Origin of the sequence: Leptospira stimsonii (genome assembly GCF_003545885.1) — a bacterium.
Classification (GTDB): domain Bacteria; phylum Spirochaetota; class Leptospiria; order Leptospirales; family Leptospiraceae; genus Leptospira; species Leptospira stimsonii.
Genome location: NZ_QHCT01000009.1, coordinates 84,286 through 100,286, shown reverse-complemented (window position 1 = coordinate 100,286; position 16,001 = coordinate 84,286). Strand labels below are relative to the sequence as shown.

The following is a 16,001-nucleotide window of genomic DNA, read 5'->3' as shown; positions in this document are numbered from 1 at the left end:
TTTCCTCCTTTGCCAGCATTTTGAGTGTTACCTATGTTCCCGGTCTATTTTGTTACCCATGTCTCCGGTTTGTACCTCAGGGCGGGGCGCGCGGCTTTTACGGTAAGGCGCGTAGTTGTTCCGACCGATTTTTTCGAAATTCAATCCTTCTCTTACAGGAAGAATGAATTTTTCGATCTTATGAGAGTAAGAATTTTTTGATTTCGCTTAACAAAATTGAATAACCGTTTCCTGAAACGGGCTTCGTACTTTGTTTCATTTCTATTTTTTTTCCAAAATCGGAAGAACCCAATTCTCCGGCAAAAGGAATTTTATATTCTTCTTCGCTTAACAACGAGAGCGCTGAATGGATCGGACCGATGGAAAAGCTCGCCACCTTCTTATCGAAAAAGACAGCTTCGAATAGGGATTGTCCGAAATAACCGATAAAGGCACCCGATTCCGCCAAAAGATTTTGAAATTGGAACGAAGAGATTCTGTAAAAGTTCTCGATCGAATCCAAAGACGAACGATCTCCTCCGATTCTTATAACTTTGGAAAAGCCTTCCTTTTTTCGAATCGTTTCCAAAAAGGAATCCAAAGAAAAAGTGAATCGGCTCTCCAAATTTCCCGCATAACAAAGCAGGTATGAACCGTCTTTTTTTTCCAGAGAATGAAGTCTCGGAGAGATTAGAATTTTGTCGAGGGAAAACGTATCTCTGATCTCAGGATGAGGAAGAATATCATAATGAGCGTATTTATTTCTTTCATTCCCGAAATGATCCAAAAGAAATATTTTTGTTTTAGAATATTCCGGAATTGGAATGTCTCTTGAATCGACGATCAGAAGATCGTATTCTCCGTCTTTCGGGAGTTCGTTCCTCCAAACCATGAAAAAACCTTCCGAAGATAGAAGCGAGAAAAGGATACGAGAACGTTCAAAATGGCCGCTCCCGAAAAAAGTCGGATCTCCGGCCAAGATTCCGATCGTTCTTTTAGAAGAATTTTGAACTTGCGGGATCTCAAAACGAACCTGTTTCACCTCGCGGTTTCCTTCGAAAAGTTTAGGTGAATCCTGAAACAAACGAATGACTTCTTTGGCTCCGAAAAAAGGAGTTCGACTTTCGAGAGCCTGAAAGACTTGGGAGGTCGTTTCAAAATCATTTGTTTCATCGATCGTAAGTCTGAGGTCGGGAAGAGCCTTTTGTTCTTCTTCGCTTAACAAAGGAGTGAGTTTAAGAATTCGAAAACGATCCGGATTCTCCTTGATATGAAGGCTTACGTGTTCTTTATGTCGTTCTTCCAAAATTTCCGGATTCCATGCAAGGGCTTCTCTTGTGAAAATTTCTCCTCCCATTCCTAAAGGAAGATTCACTACGTGAGCGAGATCCGGTTTCGAATATTGAAAGGTTTGTATGAGCTGATCCAGATGAAGCGTGTCGTAGAACGGATTGTCTCCGGTCAACCGTAGGATCCATTCCGCCTGAACGGTATTTGCGGCGTTTAGATATCGTTCTCTTACGTTCAAAAGACTTCCCGTAAGAAAGTTATAGTTTCTTTCCGTCAAAAAATTTCGAAGTCGATCGTCATTCTCCGGGATCAGATAGTAGATTTGTTCATCGGGAAGAAGGGTTTGAATCCGTTCTTGGATTCTATCGAGAAGACTTTTCCCCGAGCAGAACGGAAATTCTTTTAATACCTTTCCCGGAAGTCTGGTAGAATCGGTTCTTGCTTGGATAAAAGCGAAAATCTTAGGCGTTGAAAGTATACCACTCATCACAGGTAAGGCAAGGTGCGTTCGTCGCTTCGTGTTTTCCGTTTAACGAGTTCTGAAACGAGGGCAGACCTTTTTGCCAGATGTCTATTAAGTTTTCTTTATGCAGATTGCCCAATTCTTTTCCGGGCGTCTGTTTACAAATCGAAACCGTTCCATTCGCATTTACGAATAAGTCTCGATTGAGGTGCCAGCAAAATTCTCTTTGGATCGGAGTCAGATCCGTAACTCTTTTCTCCGGCATTAAACCTGCGTAACGATTGTATTTTTGAAGAATGACTCCGTAACCTTGTTTTTCGGTTTCATCGACCCAGGTTTCGACCTCATCTTCCGCTTCTTCGATTTTTAAAAATTGAAGGTGAATTCTATTCTTCGGAACGACCTTTTCGAGCTTTTCCAAGTTGGAAAGAATTTTCCCTAACTCTTTCTTACCGTAAAGTTTCTCGTATTTTTCCGGATTTCGGGTGGTAAGATTTATGATCCAAGTGATCTTTTCTTTTTCAACATTGGAAAGTTTTCCCAAAGATTCCAGGATCGGATCCATATCGGAATAAAGGGCCGTTTCAATCATCAGCTCCTGTAAAAGAGGAAACGAAATCGTTTTTCCGATCAACTCTACAAAATGAGGATGTAAAAGAGGTTCTCCCATTCCTCCGAAACAAACGGTGTATTCGTTTGAAAACGAAGATTCCAGTTGTTTGAAAAGATTCTCCAAAAAATCGGAATTGAGAAAGTTACCGTCTTGATCGTTTGCACTAAACTGTCTGGGACAAAACGTACAATTTAGCTCGCATCCTCTGTAGACTTCGAGTTCTAAATAAGAAGGACCGTTTCTAAAAACCTCGGGATGATTCGTGATCCACGGAAGAATTTCTTGATAAGACCAATTCTCCTTTGTCTTAAGAAAACCCCTTACTAAGTTCAAGGACCTTCTCGTCCTTAAAGAAAAATCGAGTCGATATTGTCTGAGATCGGGCGCGTGATAAAAAATCTCCACATCGTAGTGATTGATGTTTTTGAGGAGGTATTCCTGTGCGGAAGTTTTGATCGTTTCAGGAAGGCTATTCGTAAATTCTCTTGTTACGATCGTAGGAACGATTCCTGGCGGTAAGTTTTCGCTATAAGAATATTGTGAAAGATAACGATCGTGCCTTTCATACAATTCTTTGCTTAGGGCTTCGTCCAAAATAGGGAATAGTCCGGAGAAATAAAAGAAAGATGCGTCGTCCCAGTCCGGATCGCCGGTTCTGGAAGCGGGAAGTTTTTCCGCGACTTTTTTTAAGAAAATATCTTCCTGGTTATTTTCTAAAATATGAATATTCAGAAAACTGAATTCTTTTTCTGATTTTTCAAACGGCCAAGAGTTCAGAAAAACTTCTGAATCGGGAAGAATTTTGGAAAGCGAGAGAAGGGAAAGTCGTAAGAGTTTTTCCCTTTCGACCGATGAGATGGATTTGAGAAGCGAAACCGTGTCGGAGTTTAAGAAAACGGCGGAATGAGAAATCGGAAATTTCATGACTCAGTTTGAATATCGGCGCACGTTTAGAATTTCGAAAGACTCAATTTCAATCTAAGTGAAAAGTCTCTTCTTTGAGAGAGATTTTATTTTCTTTTCTATAGTTTTCGTCGAAGACCTGGATCGGAATTTCGGCTCTCGATTCTTTCAACCATTTGTGAAACGTGTCCTCTTCTTTGTCGCGATAGAGAATGTTCTGAATTCCTCCCCGGAGATTATCCATAGGAGTCGGTCTTTTTCCTTCGATTTTTAAAATACAATACCGTTTTCTTTCGTCTCGAAATACGTCCGAAATTCCTCCATTGGGAAGGGGAGCGGCGATTGTCGCGGTGATCTTACTGTATTTATAAAGATCGAAAGAGGAAATCCATTCTACCAAACCTCTTCTCGACCTGAGAGTCGGATCGTTTCTTGGAGATCCGGCAACTAATGCAAAAGAAGAAGGATCCGCGAGAATCGATTTTTTGATTTCGGAAACTTCTTTGAAGAGTTTATTTTCCTCTTGTACGGAATCGTTTTCGGGAGCGATCGCGATGATTCTATAACGAATTTCGAATCCTACCTTGTCCTTGTTTTGATTGTACCAGGTTCTGATTTCCTGTTCGTTCGGAGGAGGGACGGCGATCTTCAATTGAAGAAGTTGTCCTTTTTTGATTTGATACGGAAGTTCCGTAACCCAGAGTTCGAACGGCATATTTGAAGAAGCTTCCATCGCTTTTTCGAATTGTTTTCGATTGGCGATCCCCATCACTTCCATTCTTTTTTCGATTTCCGCTTCCACTCGTTGTTCGTTGACTTGAACGGATTCTTCTTCTGCGACGACGTCGACGATTGCCCGGTCGATGAGAAAGTCTATGATTCGGGTGCGAAGTGATTTTCGGAAGTCTTCGTGTTTTAAATGTTTTTGAAGACGATTGTATTTTTCTCCGGCGTCGTCCAGATCCAATTCGGAAATGGAAACGGTGCCAACGGTCGCGATGACTCGATTCAGAGATTCAGCGGTTTGTATCGGAGTTTGAAAGAACAAGGAGACAAACATTCCCGCGAAAAGAAAGGTTTTGGCGTATGTTCGTTTTGTCTTCATCCACGGTTCTCCAAGGGTAAGAATGCCTTTGATCTGTAAGATCCTCAGTTCTTTCCCTTGGTTCAACCGTTTTTCTAAGGCTTTTAGTCCGTCTTAAATTTACCGATGAGTTGTCCGAGTTGTTCCGCTTGTCCGTGCATTTCCCCCGAGAAGGAAGTGAGGTCGTCCGCGCCGGCCGCGATTTCTTGGGTTCCATCGGAGATGCTTACGATTGTTTTTGTGATTTCATCGGTTGCGCGTTTTTGTTCTAGAACGGCCTCTTCGATTTGAAGACTGAATGTCATGAGCTCGTTTGCGCTCTGCGAAATTTCTCTGGTATTCTCTTCCTGATTTTTGACGGAAGAAAGAACGTTCTTCGCATAACGATCGAATTCTTCCACTTGTTCCCTGAGTTTACGAAGAATGGCGGAAGCTTCCGAAACCTTTGAATTTCCGTTTAATACGGCTGTGTTCGTTGAATCAACCAGTGCTCCGATTTCTTGAACGCTCGAGGATGTTTGCGAAGCGAGTTTTCCAATCTCTTCCGCGACGACTGCGAACCCTTTTCCGGCTTCTCCCGCTCTTGCGGCTTCGATCGCGGCGTTCAAAGCGAGAAGATTCGTTTTTTCCGAGATCTCGGTGATGATGGAAAGAATTTCCGTGATTCGAGAAGCGCTATCACCGATCGCTCCCATGGCGTTTGTGGATGCGGCCATCGCACTTTCCCCGGTGATTCCTTGTTCTTTTGATTCTGCGGCTAAGCGAACCAGATCCTGCATCTCATTGTTGATGTTCGTAATTTGTTCCTTGAGTCGATCTACGTTTCCGTCGATTTCCTTCATACTGGAAACAGCTTGTTCCATCGACTTACCTACGTTTTGCGCGGACGCGGCCAATTCTTCGACGGCCGCTGAAGATTCTTCCGCCGCCGATGCTTGTGTCTGAGCGACGTCAGAAAAATTTCTCGAAGAATCCGCCATCTTTTGGGATGTGATTTTGAGTTTAGAGGCGGAGGCGCCGATCTCACGAACTACACCGAGGAGATTTTCGCGCATCTGATTCATGGAAGTGAGAAGGGTTCCGATTTCATCTTCTCCGTCGTGTTCTTTTTCCGCGACGAGATTTCCTTTCGCAATTTCTTCGGAGAAGCCGATGGCTTTGAGAAGTCCGGAAGTAATCAATTTTTGGAATATTAAATTCAGACTTATTAGGACGATGATCAAAATCACAAGAGTGGAAAGAAAACCTCGAATCAAAATTCCTACGATATCGTCGCGATAGATGGAATTCGGAATGCTGACCTGCATTACCCAGAATCGTTTTTCTTTTCCTATGTGAAACGGAAAGAGGTAATGACTGTGACCGTCTGAGTTAAGAGTGAATTTTTTTCCTTCCTGACTTTTCATAAGGTAAGAATCGAGTTCTTCCTTTTTTGGGATCGGCTTTCCTACTAAACTTTTATCCAAACCGTTTACGGCGTAGATTCCTTTTGGGGAAATGAGGGCGACGTAACCTTGATTGCGAAACGGTCTTGTATCTCCGATGAGATTTTGTAATTCTTCTAATTGATAGTCTAAGCCCGCGGCTCCATAATAATTTCCTTCCGTGCTGATCGGGACGACTAAGGAAATCATAAGAACACGAATCTTTCCTTCCACTTCGTAATAATATGGATCCGTTACCAAAGGAGAATTCGATTTTTTCGGAATTTGATACCAGTCACCGTCCGGTCCGAGGTTGTCGTAGTTTTTCGTTGCTTCCAAAACGATCTCTTCTTTTGTTTTCCCTCTGTGAAGATACGGAATGAATCTTCCCGTTGTGTCGTGCCCTTCCGTATTCTTAAATTGAGAATCCTTTCCGTCGAAACTGTTCGGTTCGTAAACGACCCAAGCACCGTAGTAGTTTTCATTTCGTTTAAGTATTTCTTTGAGAGCGACGATCACTTGATTTCTCGTCGGCGTCGCATACATAAGCGGGAAACGAAAGCCACGGATAAGAGCCATCGTCGTGTCCAAGTGATCTTTTACTTCGAACGTCCAACGCTCCGCGGTGACGTTTGAGCTATGGATCACTTCCGTTTTTAAATTTTGATATGCGGTAAAGGAATTGATTCCGGCGAGAACCATAAACCCGATAAAAAGGACGACAGAAAGATAAAGAGAAATGCGAAAACGAATGCTCATTGCAAACTCCGGAGTCGTTACTCGAGAAATGGGAAAGGGTAATTAAAAGAGAAAGGGACGAAAAGCTCGAGCAAAATATTGCCAAGTTATAAAAAAAATCATTCCTTTCGTTCTCCGAGAGAGCAATCTTCTATGTCTCATTGATTTCTATGAGGAGAATCTAATAAACGAAAAAGGTATTTTTCACAGAATCGCTGGGAGATTTTCGAAGAAAGGAGAAACAAGGGCCGACACAAAAGGTAAAACTCATCCGGTCCCGTCCGATTCTTGTTCGGTCCATCCGAATTCTCAAAAATCGAGAAGGGAAAGGAGTTTCGGTCTCCAGTTTAACCGATATCGCGGTGATTGCAGAATCGAATTTTCGGAAATGGATCTTTCTTTGAGTTTCCTTTCCGAAACTTTTTGAATAGTTCTCTCCGATCCCTTTTGGCGACGAGATTTCCTTTCGCGTATCATCGCTCTCATTTTTAGGATCGGTTCTCTTGCGGTATTTTTTTCGTTCTTTATTTCGGATATTTTTTTACGACGGACCGGCTCGAACGATTTTGCGGAGTCAGGAGTTTGTAGATATGGAAACGGTTGCGTTGTAAGAATGAATTCGCTCCAATTCCCAGGGCCTTTTTTTTGCGAACGAATACGAGACGACGATCTTGGTATTTCGCAACGGCTTTGATTCAGATTTTCCTGCGAACAGGAAACATTTTTGTGCGTAGAATTTTGATTTCGATCGCAGGTTCGTCTTCGGCTAACGAGAGACCTGCGATGTTTTGAATTTTGTTTTCCTTTAGATGCCCGACGTTTTCTAATCTTAGGAAGAAAAACGATTCAGAATATTCTTAATTTCGAATATTCTGAATTTCTGAACTCGATGAAGTTCGTACGAGGTATGCTTAAAATCTTAGTTGGAAAGGCCGAATACGTCGTGAATCTTGTTGATCGCGATTTTTGCCTGATCCTCCGGAATTACACAGGAGATTTTGATCTCGGAAGTGGAAATCATTTCGATGTTGATTCCGTTGTCCGCGAGTGCCTTAAACATTCCTGCCGCAACTCCGACGTGAGATTTCATTCCGACTCCGACTGCGGAAACGATCGCGATACTTTCGTTGATCTCCGGTTCTTGCGCTCCCTGTGCCTTTGAGAAGGATTGAAGAATCGGCTTCGCTTCGAGAACGTCCTTCTTCGGAATCGTAAAGGAGATCGTATTGATTCCGTTATGCGGAGAAGATTGAACGATCATATCCACGAGAATCTGCTTCGAACTCAGTTCTCCGAAAAGTCCGGCCGCTAAACCGGGTTTGTCCGGAACGCCGGCGATCGTGATTCTTGCTTGATCGCTTTTCGCGGTGACCCCGCTGACTTTTAATTTTTCCATAATTTTATCCTCGCTCACCACAAGTGTTCCCGGGTTATCATTGAAGCTGGAGCGGACGTGGATTACTACGTCGTAATTCATTCCTAACTCTACGCTTCTTGAATGTAGAACTCCCGCTCCTAAGCTCGCAAGCTCCAACATCTCTTCGTAAGTGATCTGTTTGTGTTTTTTTGCGTTAGGAACCACTCTCGGATCCGCGGTGTAAACGCCGTCCACATCCGTATAAATTTCACATTCTTTCGCGCCGAGGACTGCGGCGACGGCGACGGCAGAAGTATCGGAACCGCCCCTTCCGAGTGTTGTAATGTTTTCGTCCGCGTCGATTCCTTGAAAGCCGGCGATGATTACTACCTTTCCTTCTTGGAAGGCGGCGTCGATACGAGAACGATCGATCATCTTGATCTTCGCGTTTGAAAAATTCCCGTCCGTTAAAAGTTTGATCTGAGATCCGGTAAAAGACGTCGCAGGAACTCCGATTTCCCAGAGAGCCATGGCGAGAAGGGCTGTTGAAATTTGTTCTCCCGTAGAAAGGAGCATGTCCATTTCTCGCTTCGGAGGATTCGCCGAAATTTTGCCGGCGAGTTCTACGAGTTCATCCGTCGTATGTCCCATTGCGGAAACGACCACGGCGACGTTTTGACCTTTGTCGTGATAGGATTTGATTCTTCTTGCAACGTTCTGGATTCTTTCCGGGGTTCCCACGGAAGTTCCGCCGTATTTCTGAACGATGATATTTGCCATAACCTTGAGAGTCATATTTTTCTTTCGAGGCGGGGGATCAAGAGAATTCGATTTTGATTCTCCGATTTTGGAAAGAGGGTTTCGTTCTCAGGGAACGGTTCAAAACTGACGAAAGTTTTACCGATATCTGGGAAGAACGAGTTCCTAAAAATTTCCCATTCTACGTTCAAAGAAGAAAACATGTTTAGCATCCTTGATTGGTCCATTCTTTCGCTTTATCTCCTTTTTGCATTCGCGGCGGGCGTTCTCCTTTCCCCAAAAGCAGGCAAAAGTTTGGTTTCTTACTTCGTCGCCGATCGGAAACTTCCCTGGTGGTGGCTTGGAACTTCGATGGTTGCAACCACCTTTGCCGCGGATACGCCTCTCGTGATCACCGGCTTTGTCGCGGCCGACGGAATTTCCGCGAATTGGTTTTGGTGGAGCTGGGCGATCGGTTATATGGCGATGACCGTTTTTTTTGCGGGCAAATGGAGAAGAATGGAAGTTCTCACCGACGTAGAGTTTGTCGAACTTCGTTACGGCGGGAAACCCGCAATGATCTTAAGAATGGTCAAAGCGTTCTATTTGAGTATATTAGTAAATTCGATTGTACTCGGATGGGTTTTTAAGGCGATGTCCAAGATTACGGGACCATTTTTGGATTGGAACGAGCTTCTTGGTCCGGAAAATTTTTCGTTGATCCAAAGTTTCTGGCCTTCGTTTTTAGTATTCGATTCTTTGAATAATACGATCACGGTTTTGATTCTTTTCTTCGTCGTCGTTATCTATAGTAGTATGGGCGGAATCCAAGGTGTGATCCTGACGGACCTCGTGCAATTTGCTCTGGGAATGGGAGGAGCGATCCTTTTTGCATACTACGCGGTTTCGAGTCAGGGAGGAATTTCCGGTCTTCTTTTAAAGATGGAGGAAGTTTATCCCGATAAGCACGAATCTATTTTGAGTTTTTGGCCGGACTTTCAAGACGCATCCTTACCGTTTACGGTTTTTCTAATATTCATAGGAGTTCAGTGGTGGGCTCAATACTATTCTGACGGTTCCGGGTATTTAGCGCAAAGAATTCATACCGCGAGAAATCCGGAAGAGGCCGAAAAAGGATCGCTTTGGTTCAATATCGCAAACTTTATCATTCGAACTTGGCCCTGGGTTTTGACGGCGCTTGTAACGTTAGTCGTCTTTCCTCTTCACGATCCTACTCGTTACTTTGCGGAAGGACAACTCGTGGGAAGTGATCGAGAGATGGGTTATCCCGTTTTGATGAAACTCATTTTACCCACCGGTGTGTTAGGGATCGTCTTCGCGAGTTTGATGGCGGCATTTATGTCGACCGCGGACACTCATATCAACTGGGGAGCGAGTTATCTCGTAAACGATTTTTATCTTCGTTTTATTCATCCTTCTGCGAGCGACAAAACCTTGGTGAAAGTGAGTAGAATCGCCGTGGTTCTTATGTCGATCATCGCGATCTTGGTCGCCACTCAGATTCAATCGATAGCGAGCGCTTGGAAATTTTTGCTCGCCTTTGCTTCGGGAATGGGATTGCCTCAGATTCTAAGATGGGTTTGGTGGAGGGCAAACGCATGGACGGAACTTTCCGGAATGATCACGGCTTTGATTTTATCTATGATTCTTTATCCGGCGTATCCGGAAGTAAGATCGGAATATCTTCTTTTTTGGGTTGCGATGGGTTCGGTCGTCGTATCGATCGCTGTAACATTGCTCACACCTCCGGTTCCGAAGGAAACGTTAGACGCCTTTATAGAAAGAGTGAATCCTTTCGGCTTTTGGAACGGTAAAGAAAGTGAGATTCGATTGAAAGAATTTCAGAGTCGGATTTATCTTTGGATTTTGGGAACCTCAGCTCTCTTTTTCGGAATGTTTTCTCTTGGATACTTTCTTCTTTTACAACCTTGGCAGGGTTTGATTTCTCTGATCGGATTTGTATCTTTAGGAAGTTTGTATTGGAAAAAGGGATTGAGTAAGAATTAAGAATCGAAATTGCAGTCGGTTTCTACGTGGGCACAAAAGAGGCGAATTTGTAGGAGCTCTTACAGAAGAATTTTTGTAGATCCGGTTCTTAAGTGACTTTCGGTTCTATTTCCAGTAGAAGGAAGAGGATTCCATTTTCCGGGAATTCGAATTCTCCTTTCGAAGGTGATTATTGGGGAGTTCCCGCATTTGTTTTTAGTAAAAATCAATTCATAGGAGTTCCTACTTTTTCCTTTCAGAGAATTCCTATGGAATCATTCGAAGTTCCCTTCTCGAGGAGAGTTCGGAACGTTCTACTTTTGAAAATTCAAATCGATTGGTGAAAAGCCGAAATGGAGGAGTTCCCGCATTTGTTTTCAGTAAAAATCAATTCATAGGAGTTCCTACTTTTTGCTTTCAGAGAATTCCTATGGAATCATTTGAAGTTCCCTTCTCGAGGAGAGTTCGGAACGTTCTACTTTTGAAAATTCAAATCGATTGGTGGAAAGCCGAAATGGGGAGTTCCCGCATTTGTTTTCAGTAAAAATCGATTCATAGGAGTTCCTACATTTTGCTTTCAGAGAATTCCTATGGAATCATTTGAAGTTCCCTTCTCGAGGAGAGTTCGGAACGTTCTACTTTTGAATATTCAAATCGATTGGTGGAAAGCCGAAATGGGGGAGTTCCCGCATTTGTTTTCAGTAAAAATCGATTCATAGGAGTTCCTACATTTTGCTTTCAGAGAATTCCTAAATCGGTCCGGTCTTCTGAAGATTTCAAGCAGAACGTTTTTTTAAAAGATCCGATTTCTTACGAACATAAATCGTCTTATCCACCTTCGCAACAACGTCACCATTCTTCTCTTGAATCAGAATGTTGAGATGAAAATGCGTCTTCTTTCTTTCCTCGCATTCTCCCTGAATCTTGTTCAAAATTTCCGACCCGATTTTAAAATCAGCGAAAACGTCTTGCGAAGTCGCCTTAACGTATTCAATCGAGCCGTTGATATCCCAGAGAATGTAATTCTCCCCCAAATTTTCTTTGAGCATAAGAAGTGGAATCGGGTCGACGAAGGCATAGAGCGCACCGCCGAAGTGGGTCCCCATCAATCCTCTTGTATTTCGATTGAAAGGAAGTTTCACTTTCATCTCTCTGAGATCTTCCGATAATTGAAGAATTCTACCGCCGCATCTCCAATAGACCGGGCATTTTAAAAACATCTTCCATTGGAAGAATTTAGTTTTCCAAAAAGAATTATTGTTCATTCTGATTGTCCTATCCATTTGACGTAAAATGAATAATAGTTTTATGTCAAACTAATTATAAAACATTTTGAAAGTTTTTTTGAGAGTTCAAAAAGAAGAATCCATTGAAATCGTGCCGAGGAAAGAATCCGTTTTTGTCATGAAAAAAAGGAAACGATTCATTTGGACCGACAAATCTTCTCACCTATAAAATGTTCTGGACTATAATTTTCGATTTTACTTCGAGAGCATCAGTGTGTTCCTTTTTCTCGAGATTTAGGATTGGAATTCCGGATCGATTCGGAATTTACGAGGAATTACATTTCTTCAGGACACGATCGATTCTCCGAAATCAAAATTCGTTTTTGTATTTCTCGTAAATTCTTCCCTCCTGGAAGGTTTTTTATAAACCGCGGATTTGATTTTGAAGAGGAATTATGGATTGAAAAACAAGTCCCTATTTGTTTTTTGAAGTTTCCGGTAGAGAAATGAAAGAAAGTGCCAGATACGATTCGAACGTTCGATTTTTTTCTTTTTCAAAGGGAATCGATACGGTAAAGAGCGAGAGCCGTCGTTTCGGTTTTTTTGCCAACGGAAGTAGAAATCAAAAACTCGGCGCATGGATCCTTCTTCTCGGATTCTCCTTAAATCCTCTGTTTGCCGAAAAAGCTTTGCAAGTGGAAGTCGTAATCACGGAAGAATCGGGAAACAACGCCGTTGCAAACACTCCGGTCGTTTTTCAGGAAATCGGAAAGTATCTGATCACAAACGGAGACGGCGCCGTAAAGGCTTCCTTTCCCGCTCCTGGAACTTATAATCTTAGAATCATGACATCCGAGCGCGTGTTCAAAAAGAGCATAACGGTCGAATACGACGGCCAGAAAAAATTCCTCTTTATTCGTAAACCGGTAGCCGGTGAAATCAACGTGATCGGTGACAAGGATCTGGAATCGCTTTCCCGATATACGTTGCAACAAGAGGAGATCCGAAGGCTTCCCGGTGCCCAGAACGATGCACTCAAAGCGATTCAAACTCTTCCGGGGATAGTCGCGGTTCCTCCGATTGGACTTTCTTCCTCTTCGTTTAATAATCTTGTAAATAGCGTTGGAAACTCGAATCCTTATTCGAATAGCGAGCGAGGTTTTTTGGTGATGAGAGGGGGAGGGGCGCTCGCGAACGGTTATTATCTCGACGGTTTTCCGATGTCTTATCCGTATCACCTCGGAGATCAATCCTCCGTACTAAATAATAATATCATAAAGTCGTTTAACATTTATTCGGGTGCTTTTCCGGTTCAATACGGCTTTGCCACCGGCGGTATCATCGACATTCGCACTCCGGACGCAGTCGCAAAAACGTTTTCCGTCGTAAACTTGAACACCTTTCTTTCGGACGTCTATCATCAAAACAAGATCACGGAAAATCTTTTCGCCATCGTTTCCGCTCGGAAATCCTATCCGAACGTTGCCCTTTTAAAACTCTATCCGGACGGAATTCCTCCCGACGCAAAGTATGCCGATTACGAGGACTATCAGGCAAAATTTAATTGGAAACCGGGAAACAATCATACGTTTAACGTTCTTCTTTTCGGTGCGAAAGATAAGCAGAAATATACGAAAGCTCAGGACGATTTTGAAAACAGTAAGAAGGAATTTCTCGGGCTTTCGACTCTTCAAGAGGCGGCATCGGGGCGTCCGCCCGTGGGATTGGAAAGATTGTTTCGAACTTCCGGGTTTCGATATTCATACAACAATAAATCTTGGTTTGAAACTTCGTTATCGATTTCCAATAATTATTTTCGGGAAAATTTCGAAGTGGATTTTAAAAATCCTCTTACCGCAGAACAAATCTTCGGACTTTCCAACGTAACTACGCAAAACATTAATTTTGTGGAGAATAATACTCGGATCACTCTTCTTGAAAGGCATCTAACGTTTCGATTCGGAGGACAACTTCGCGAAAAGACGATTCAACTTCAGGGAGAGGATATTAAATCGTCTAACGCGACCTTTTTGGATTTTTTCAATAGTCTTTTGGATTCCAATCGTCAGTTTCGTGCCCTCATCGAAGGAGATCAGATTCATACAAGAGAGATCGCAGGTTTCGCGGAGTTGGAATTTAAGATCGGAGGCTTTAGCGTTCTTCCGGGTTATCGTCACGACTATTACGATAAGGTTCATGAAAAAAGGGACGCCTTTCGAGGGCGGGCGGAATACGAAATTCTTAAAACCGGGACGAAATTTTTAGCGGGAACGGGGGAACACTACAACGCTCCTCTTCAGATCGAACAATTCTCCTCTCGTTCCGGAAATCCGAATTTGAAAATGGAACATTCCATCCATTCTTCGATCGGAATCGAACAAAGGGTTACGTCCGATTATCTGATCAAAGTAGAAGGATTTCATAACCAGTATTCCAATCTTGTGACACCGGATTCTTACATCCAAGATCCTTATCAACCTAACAACGAAAAACGAGATATAGTAAATCATCCGGACGACGTTAATAAAAATCCATTGGTTGTTCGTAATATGAACTATTCGAACTCGAGGGACGGATTCTCACGTGGTGTGGAAATTTTTCTGAAGGCAAATCAAGGTTCGCACCGAAGATTTTTCGGTTGGATCTCTTATACAAACTCGATTTCAAAAAGAAACAATCATCAGCCTCAACTGACGGACGACGAAGAACGGGATAGAACTAAGAACAACAGAAATCGAAAACTTCAATACCAACTTCACGAAGGTGGTAATTATCTCAACTACTACGACGACGGTAAATTCGAACTTTTGGTGGATAACGATAAACTTCTTTTATACGATTATGATAGAACTCATATTTTGAACATTGTTGTGGCCTGGAAGATCGGTCAAGACTGGCAGATCGGAAGCAAATACACGTATCTTACGAACGTTCCGATCACTCCTATCGTCGGATCGGACAAGGCCGCGGCGATCGCTTCCACCGGAATCAATCTCTACACTCCCAAATATTCGGAATATTACAACTCGGGAAGATGGCCCGATTTCCATCAACTCGACATACGAATCGATCGATTTATGAATTATCAGTGGGGTTACGTGAATACCTATTTGGAATTTATTAATTTTTTCGGGAATCTAAATCAGATCAGCGAAACTTATAATAATTTCAGTCCGTATTCCCGAAATTCTTCTACAAGTCCTTTGACTGGGATCACGACCCCGAGTAATCCCTCTCCGATCTACAACTCGAATTACATAGAATCGACGGCGTTCGGAGGAAAAGTGAAATACTATCCTCTGATCAGCATCGGAATACAAATCAAATTCTAATTTCCGAATACTACAAAATTCCGGTTTGGAAAAAAGAAAGAATCTGCTCTTTAAATATTTTCAATTTTTAGAATATTCAAAAATTTCAATATATCGGAAGCGCTCGACGATCACCAAGTCGCGGAGAAGGCTCCTCGAAGATCCCCGAGCTTGTAACCGGTCGCCTGATCGTTTGGATACAGTTCGGCGATCTTTTTCGCAACGCCCGGGAATATGTCCTTCGGACCGCCGTGACACTTGAGGCAGGTTGGATTCTCCAAAACGATCGGTTTAAGAATTTTGATTCCAGAAGGCTCGCTCAGAATTACCGTATAAGGCGGCATTCCTGTCTGAATCGCTTCCGCCCATTCTTTAAAAATGCGGGCTTCCCATTCTTCCGGTTTGTGATTTGGGTTTCTTGGTTTTTCGGAAACTCTTCTGATTCGGATCGCCGGGAATTCTTGTTTGATTTCCTCTTCTTTTTGAGGAGAAATCGTTTTGCAAACTTCGAGTGCGGCTACAACTCCTTGTTTCTGAATCGCAGTCTGCAGATTTTTTTGCAGATCTACTTGAAAGTCGCCTATGAGTTTGAGAAGAATTTCCTTTTTCTCTTGGTTCTGGCCGCGATCGCAGACGATAAAGAATTGCACAAAGAGAAAGAATGCAAGAGCTCTTGCGAGAAGATTTTTTCCGAAGAGAAATTGCCGAAGATTCTTTTTAGAATCCGTTGAAAATGAGTCCATTTGTCCTTTCTAAGGAAAGGAACCGTTCCCGAAAAGAATTTTCCCTTTTCTTTGCAAGCGAATCCGTTTCTGAAAAGGATGGACAGAATGTCTTTTTTTTGATTTCTGGAAAGTATCATCCTGAA

9 protein-coding genes are annotated in these 16,001 nt (G+C 42.8%); 2 read left to right on the top strand and 7 right to left on the bottom strand.

The features are described from left to right. Positions 1-178: 178 nt before the first annotated feature. The 5 genes from DLM75_RS21515 to DLM75_RS21490 form a co-directional block, all read right to left on the bottom strand. Positions 179-1,756 carry a cytidylyltransferase domain-containing protein gene (locus DLM75_RS21515; RefSeq protein WP_118970560.1) on the bottom strand — a complete coding sequence of 526 codons (1,578 nt, stop codon included), beginning with the start codon at positions 1,754-1,756 and terminating at the stop codon, positions 179-181. Continuing rightward, complete coding sequence (locus tag DLM75_RS21510) at positions 1,731-3,269, bottom strand: spiro-SPASM protein (RefSeq protein ID WP_118970559.1); 1,539 nt, start codon at positions 3,267-3,269, stop codon at positions 1,731-1,733. Before DLM75_RS21510 ends, DLM75_RS21515 begins: the two co-directional genes overlap by 26 nt. Positions 3,270-3,318: 49 nt before the next feature. After that, entirely contained in the window at positions 3,319-4,353 is a 1,035-nt protein-coding gene (locus DLM75_RS21505; protein WP_118970569.1) for a putative peptidyl-prolyl cis-trans isomerase, read from the bottom strand. 83 nt (positions 4,354-4,436) lie between these two features. Further along, on the bottom strand, positions 4,437-6,515 hold the full coding sequence (locus DLM75_RS21500; protein WP_118970558.1) for a methyl-accepting chemotaxis protein: 2,079 nt from the start codon (positions 6,513-6,515) through the stop codon (positions 4,437-4,439). An 898-nt stretch (positions 6,516-7,413) separates the two neighbouring features. Next, on the bottom strand, positions 7,414-8,631 hold the full coding sequence (locus DLM75_RS21490; protein WP_118970556.1) for an aspartate kinase: 1,218 nt from the start codon (positions 8,629-8,631) through the stop codon (positions 7,414-7,416). Between the two features lie 180 nt (positions 8,632-8,811). On the opposite strand from DLM75_RS21490, the gene DLM75_RS21485 reads away from it, so the two are divergent. Next, a complete protein-coding gene (locus DLM75_RS21485) occupies positions 8,812-10,617 on the top strand; it encodes a sodium:solute symporter family protein (protein WP_118970555.1) in 1,806 nt (601 codons plus the stop codon). A gap of 755 nt (positions 10,618-11,372) precedes the next feature. Here the strand turns inward: DLM75_RS21485 and DLM75_RS21470 are convergent. After that, on the bottom strand, positions 11,373-11,861 hold the full coding sequence (locus tag DLM75_RS21470) for a PaaI family thioesterase (protein WP_118970552.1): 489 nt from the start codon (positions 11,859-11,861) through the stop codon (positions 11,373-11,375). A gap of 602 nt (positions 11,862-12,463) precedes the next feature. On the opposite strand from DLM75_RS21470, the gene DLM75_RS21460 reads away from it, so the two are divergent. Then, a complete protein-coding gene (locus DLM75_RS21460; protein WP_241548012.1) occupies positions 12,464-15,154 on the top strand; it encodes a TonB-dependent receptor plug domain-containing protein in 2,691 nt (896 codons plus the stop codon). A 110-nt stretch (positions 15,155-15,264) separates the two neighbouring features. Here the strand turns inward: DLM75_RS21460 and DLM75_RS21455 are convergent, their stop codons facing one another. Beyond that, entirely contained in the window at positions 15,265-15,876 is a 612-nt protein-coding gene (locus tag DLM75_RS21455; protein WP_118970550.1) for a Tll0287-like domain-containing protein, read from the bottom strand. Between the last annotated feature and the right edge of the window lie 125 nt (positions 15,877-16,001).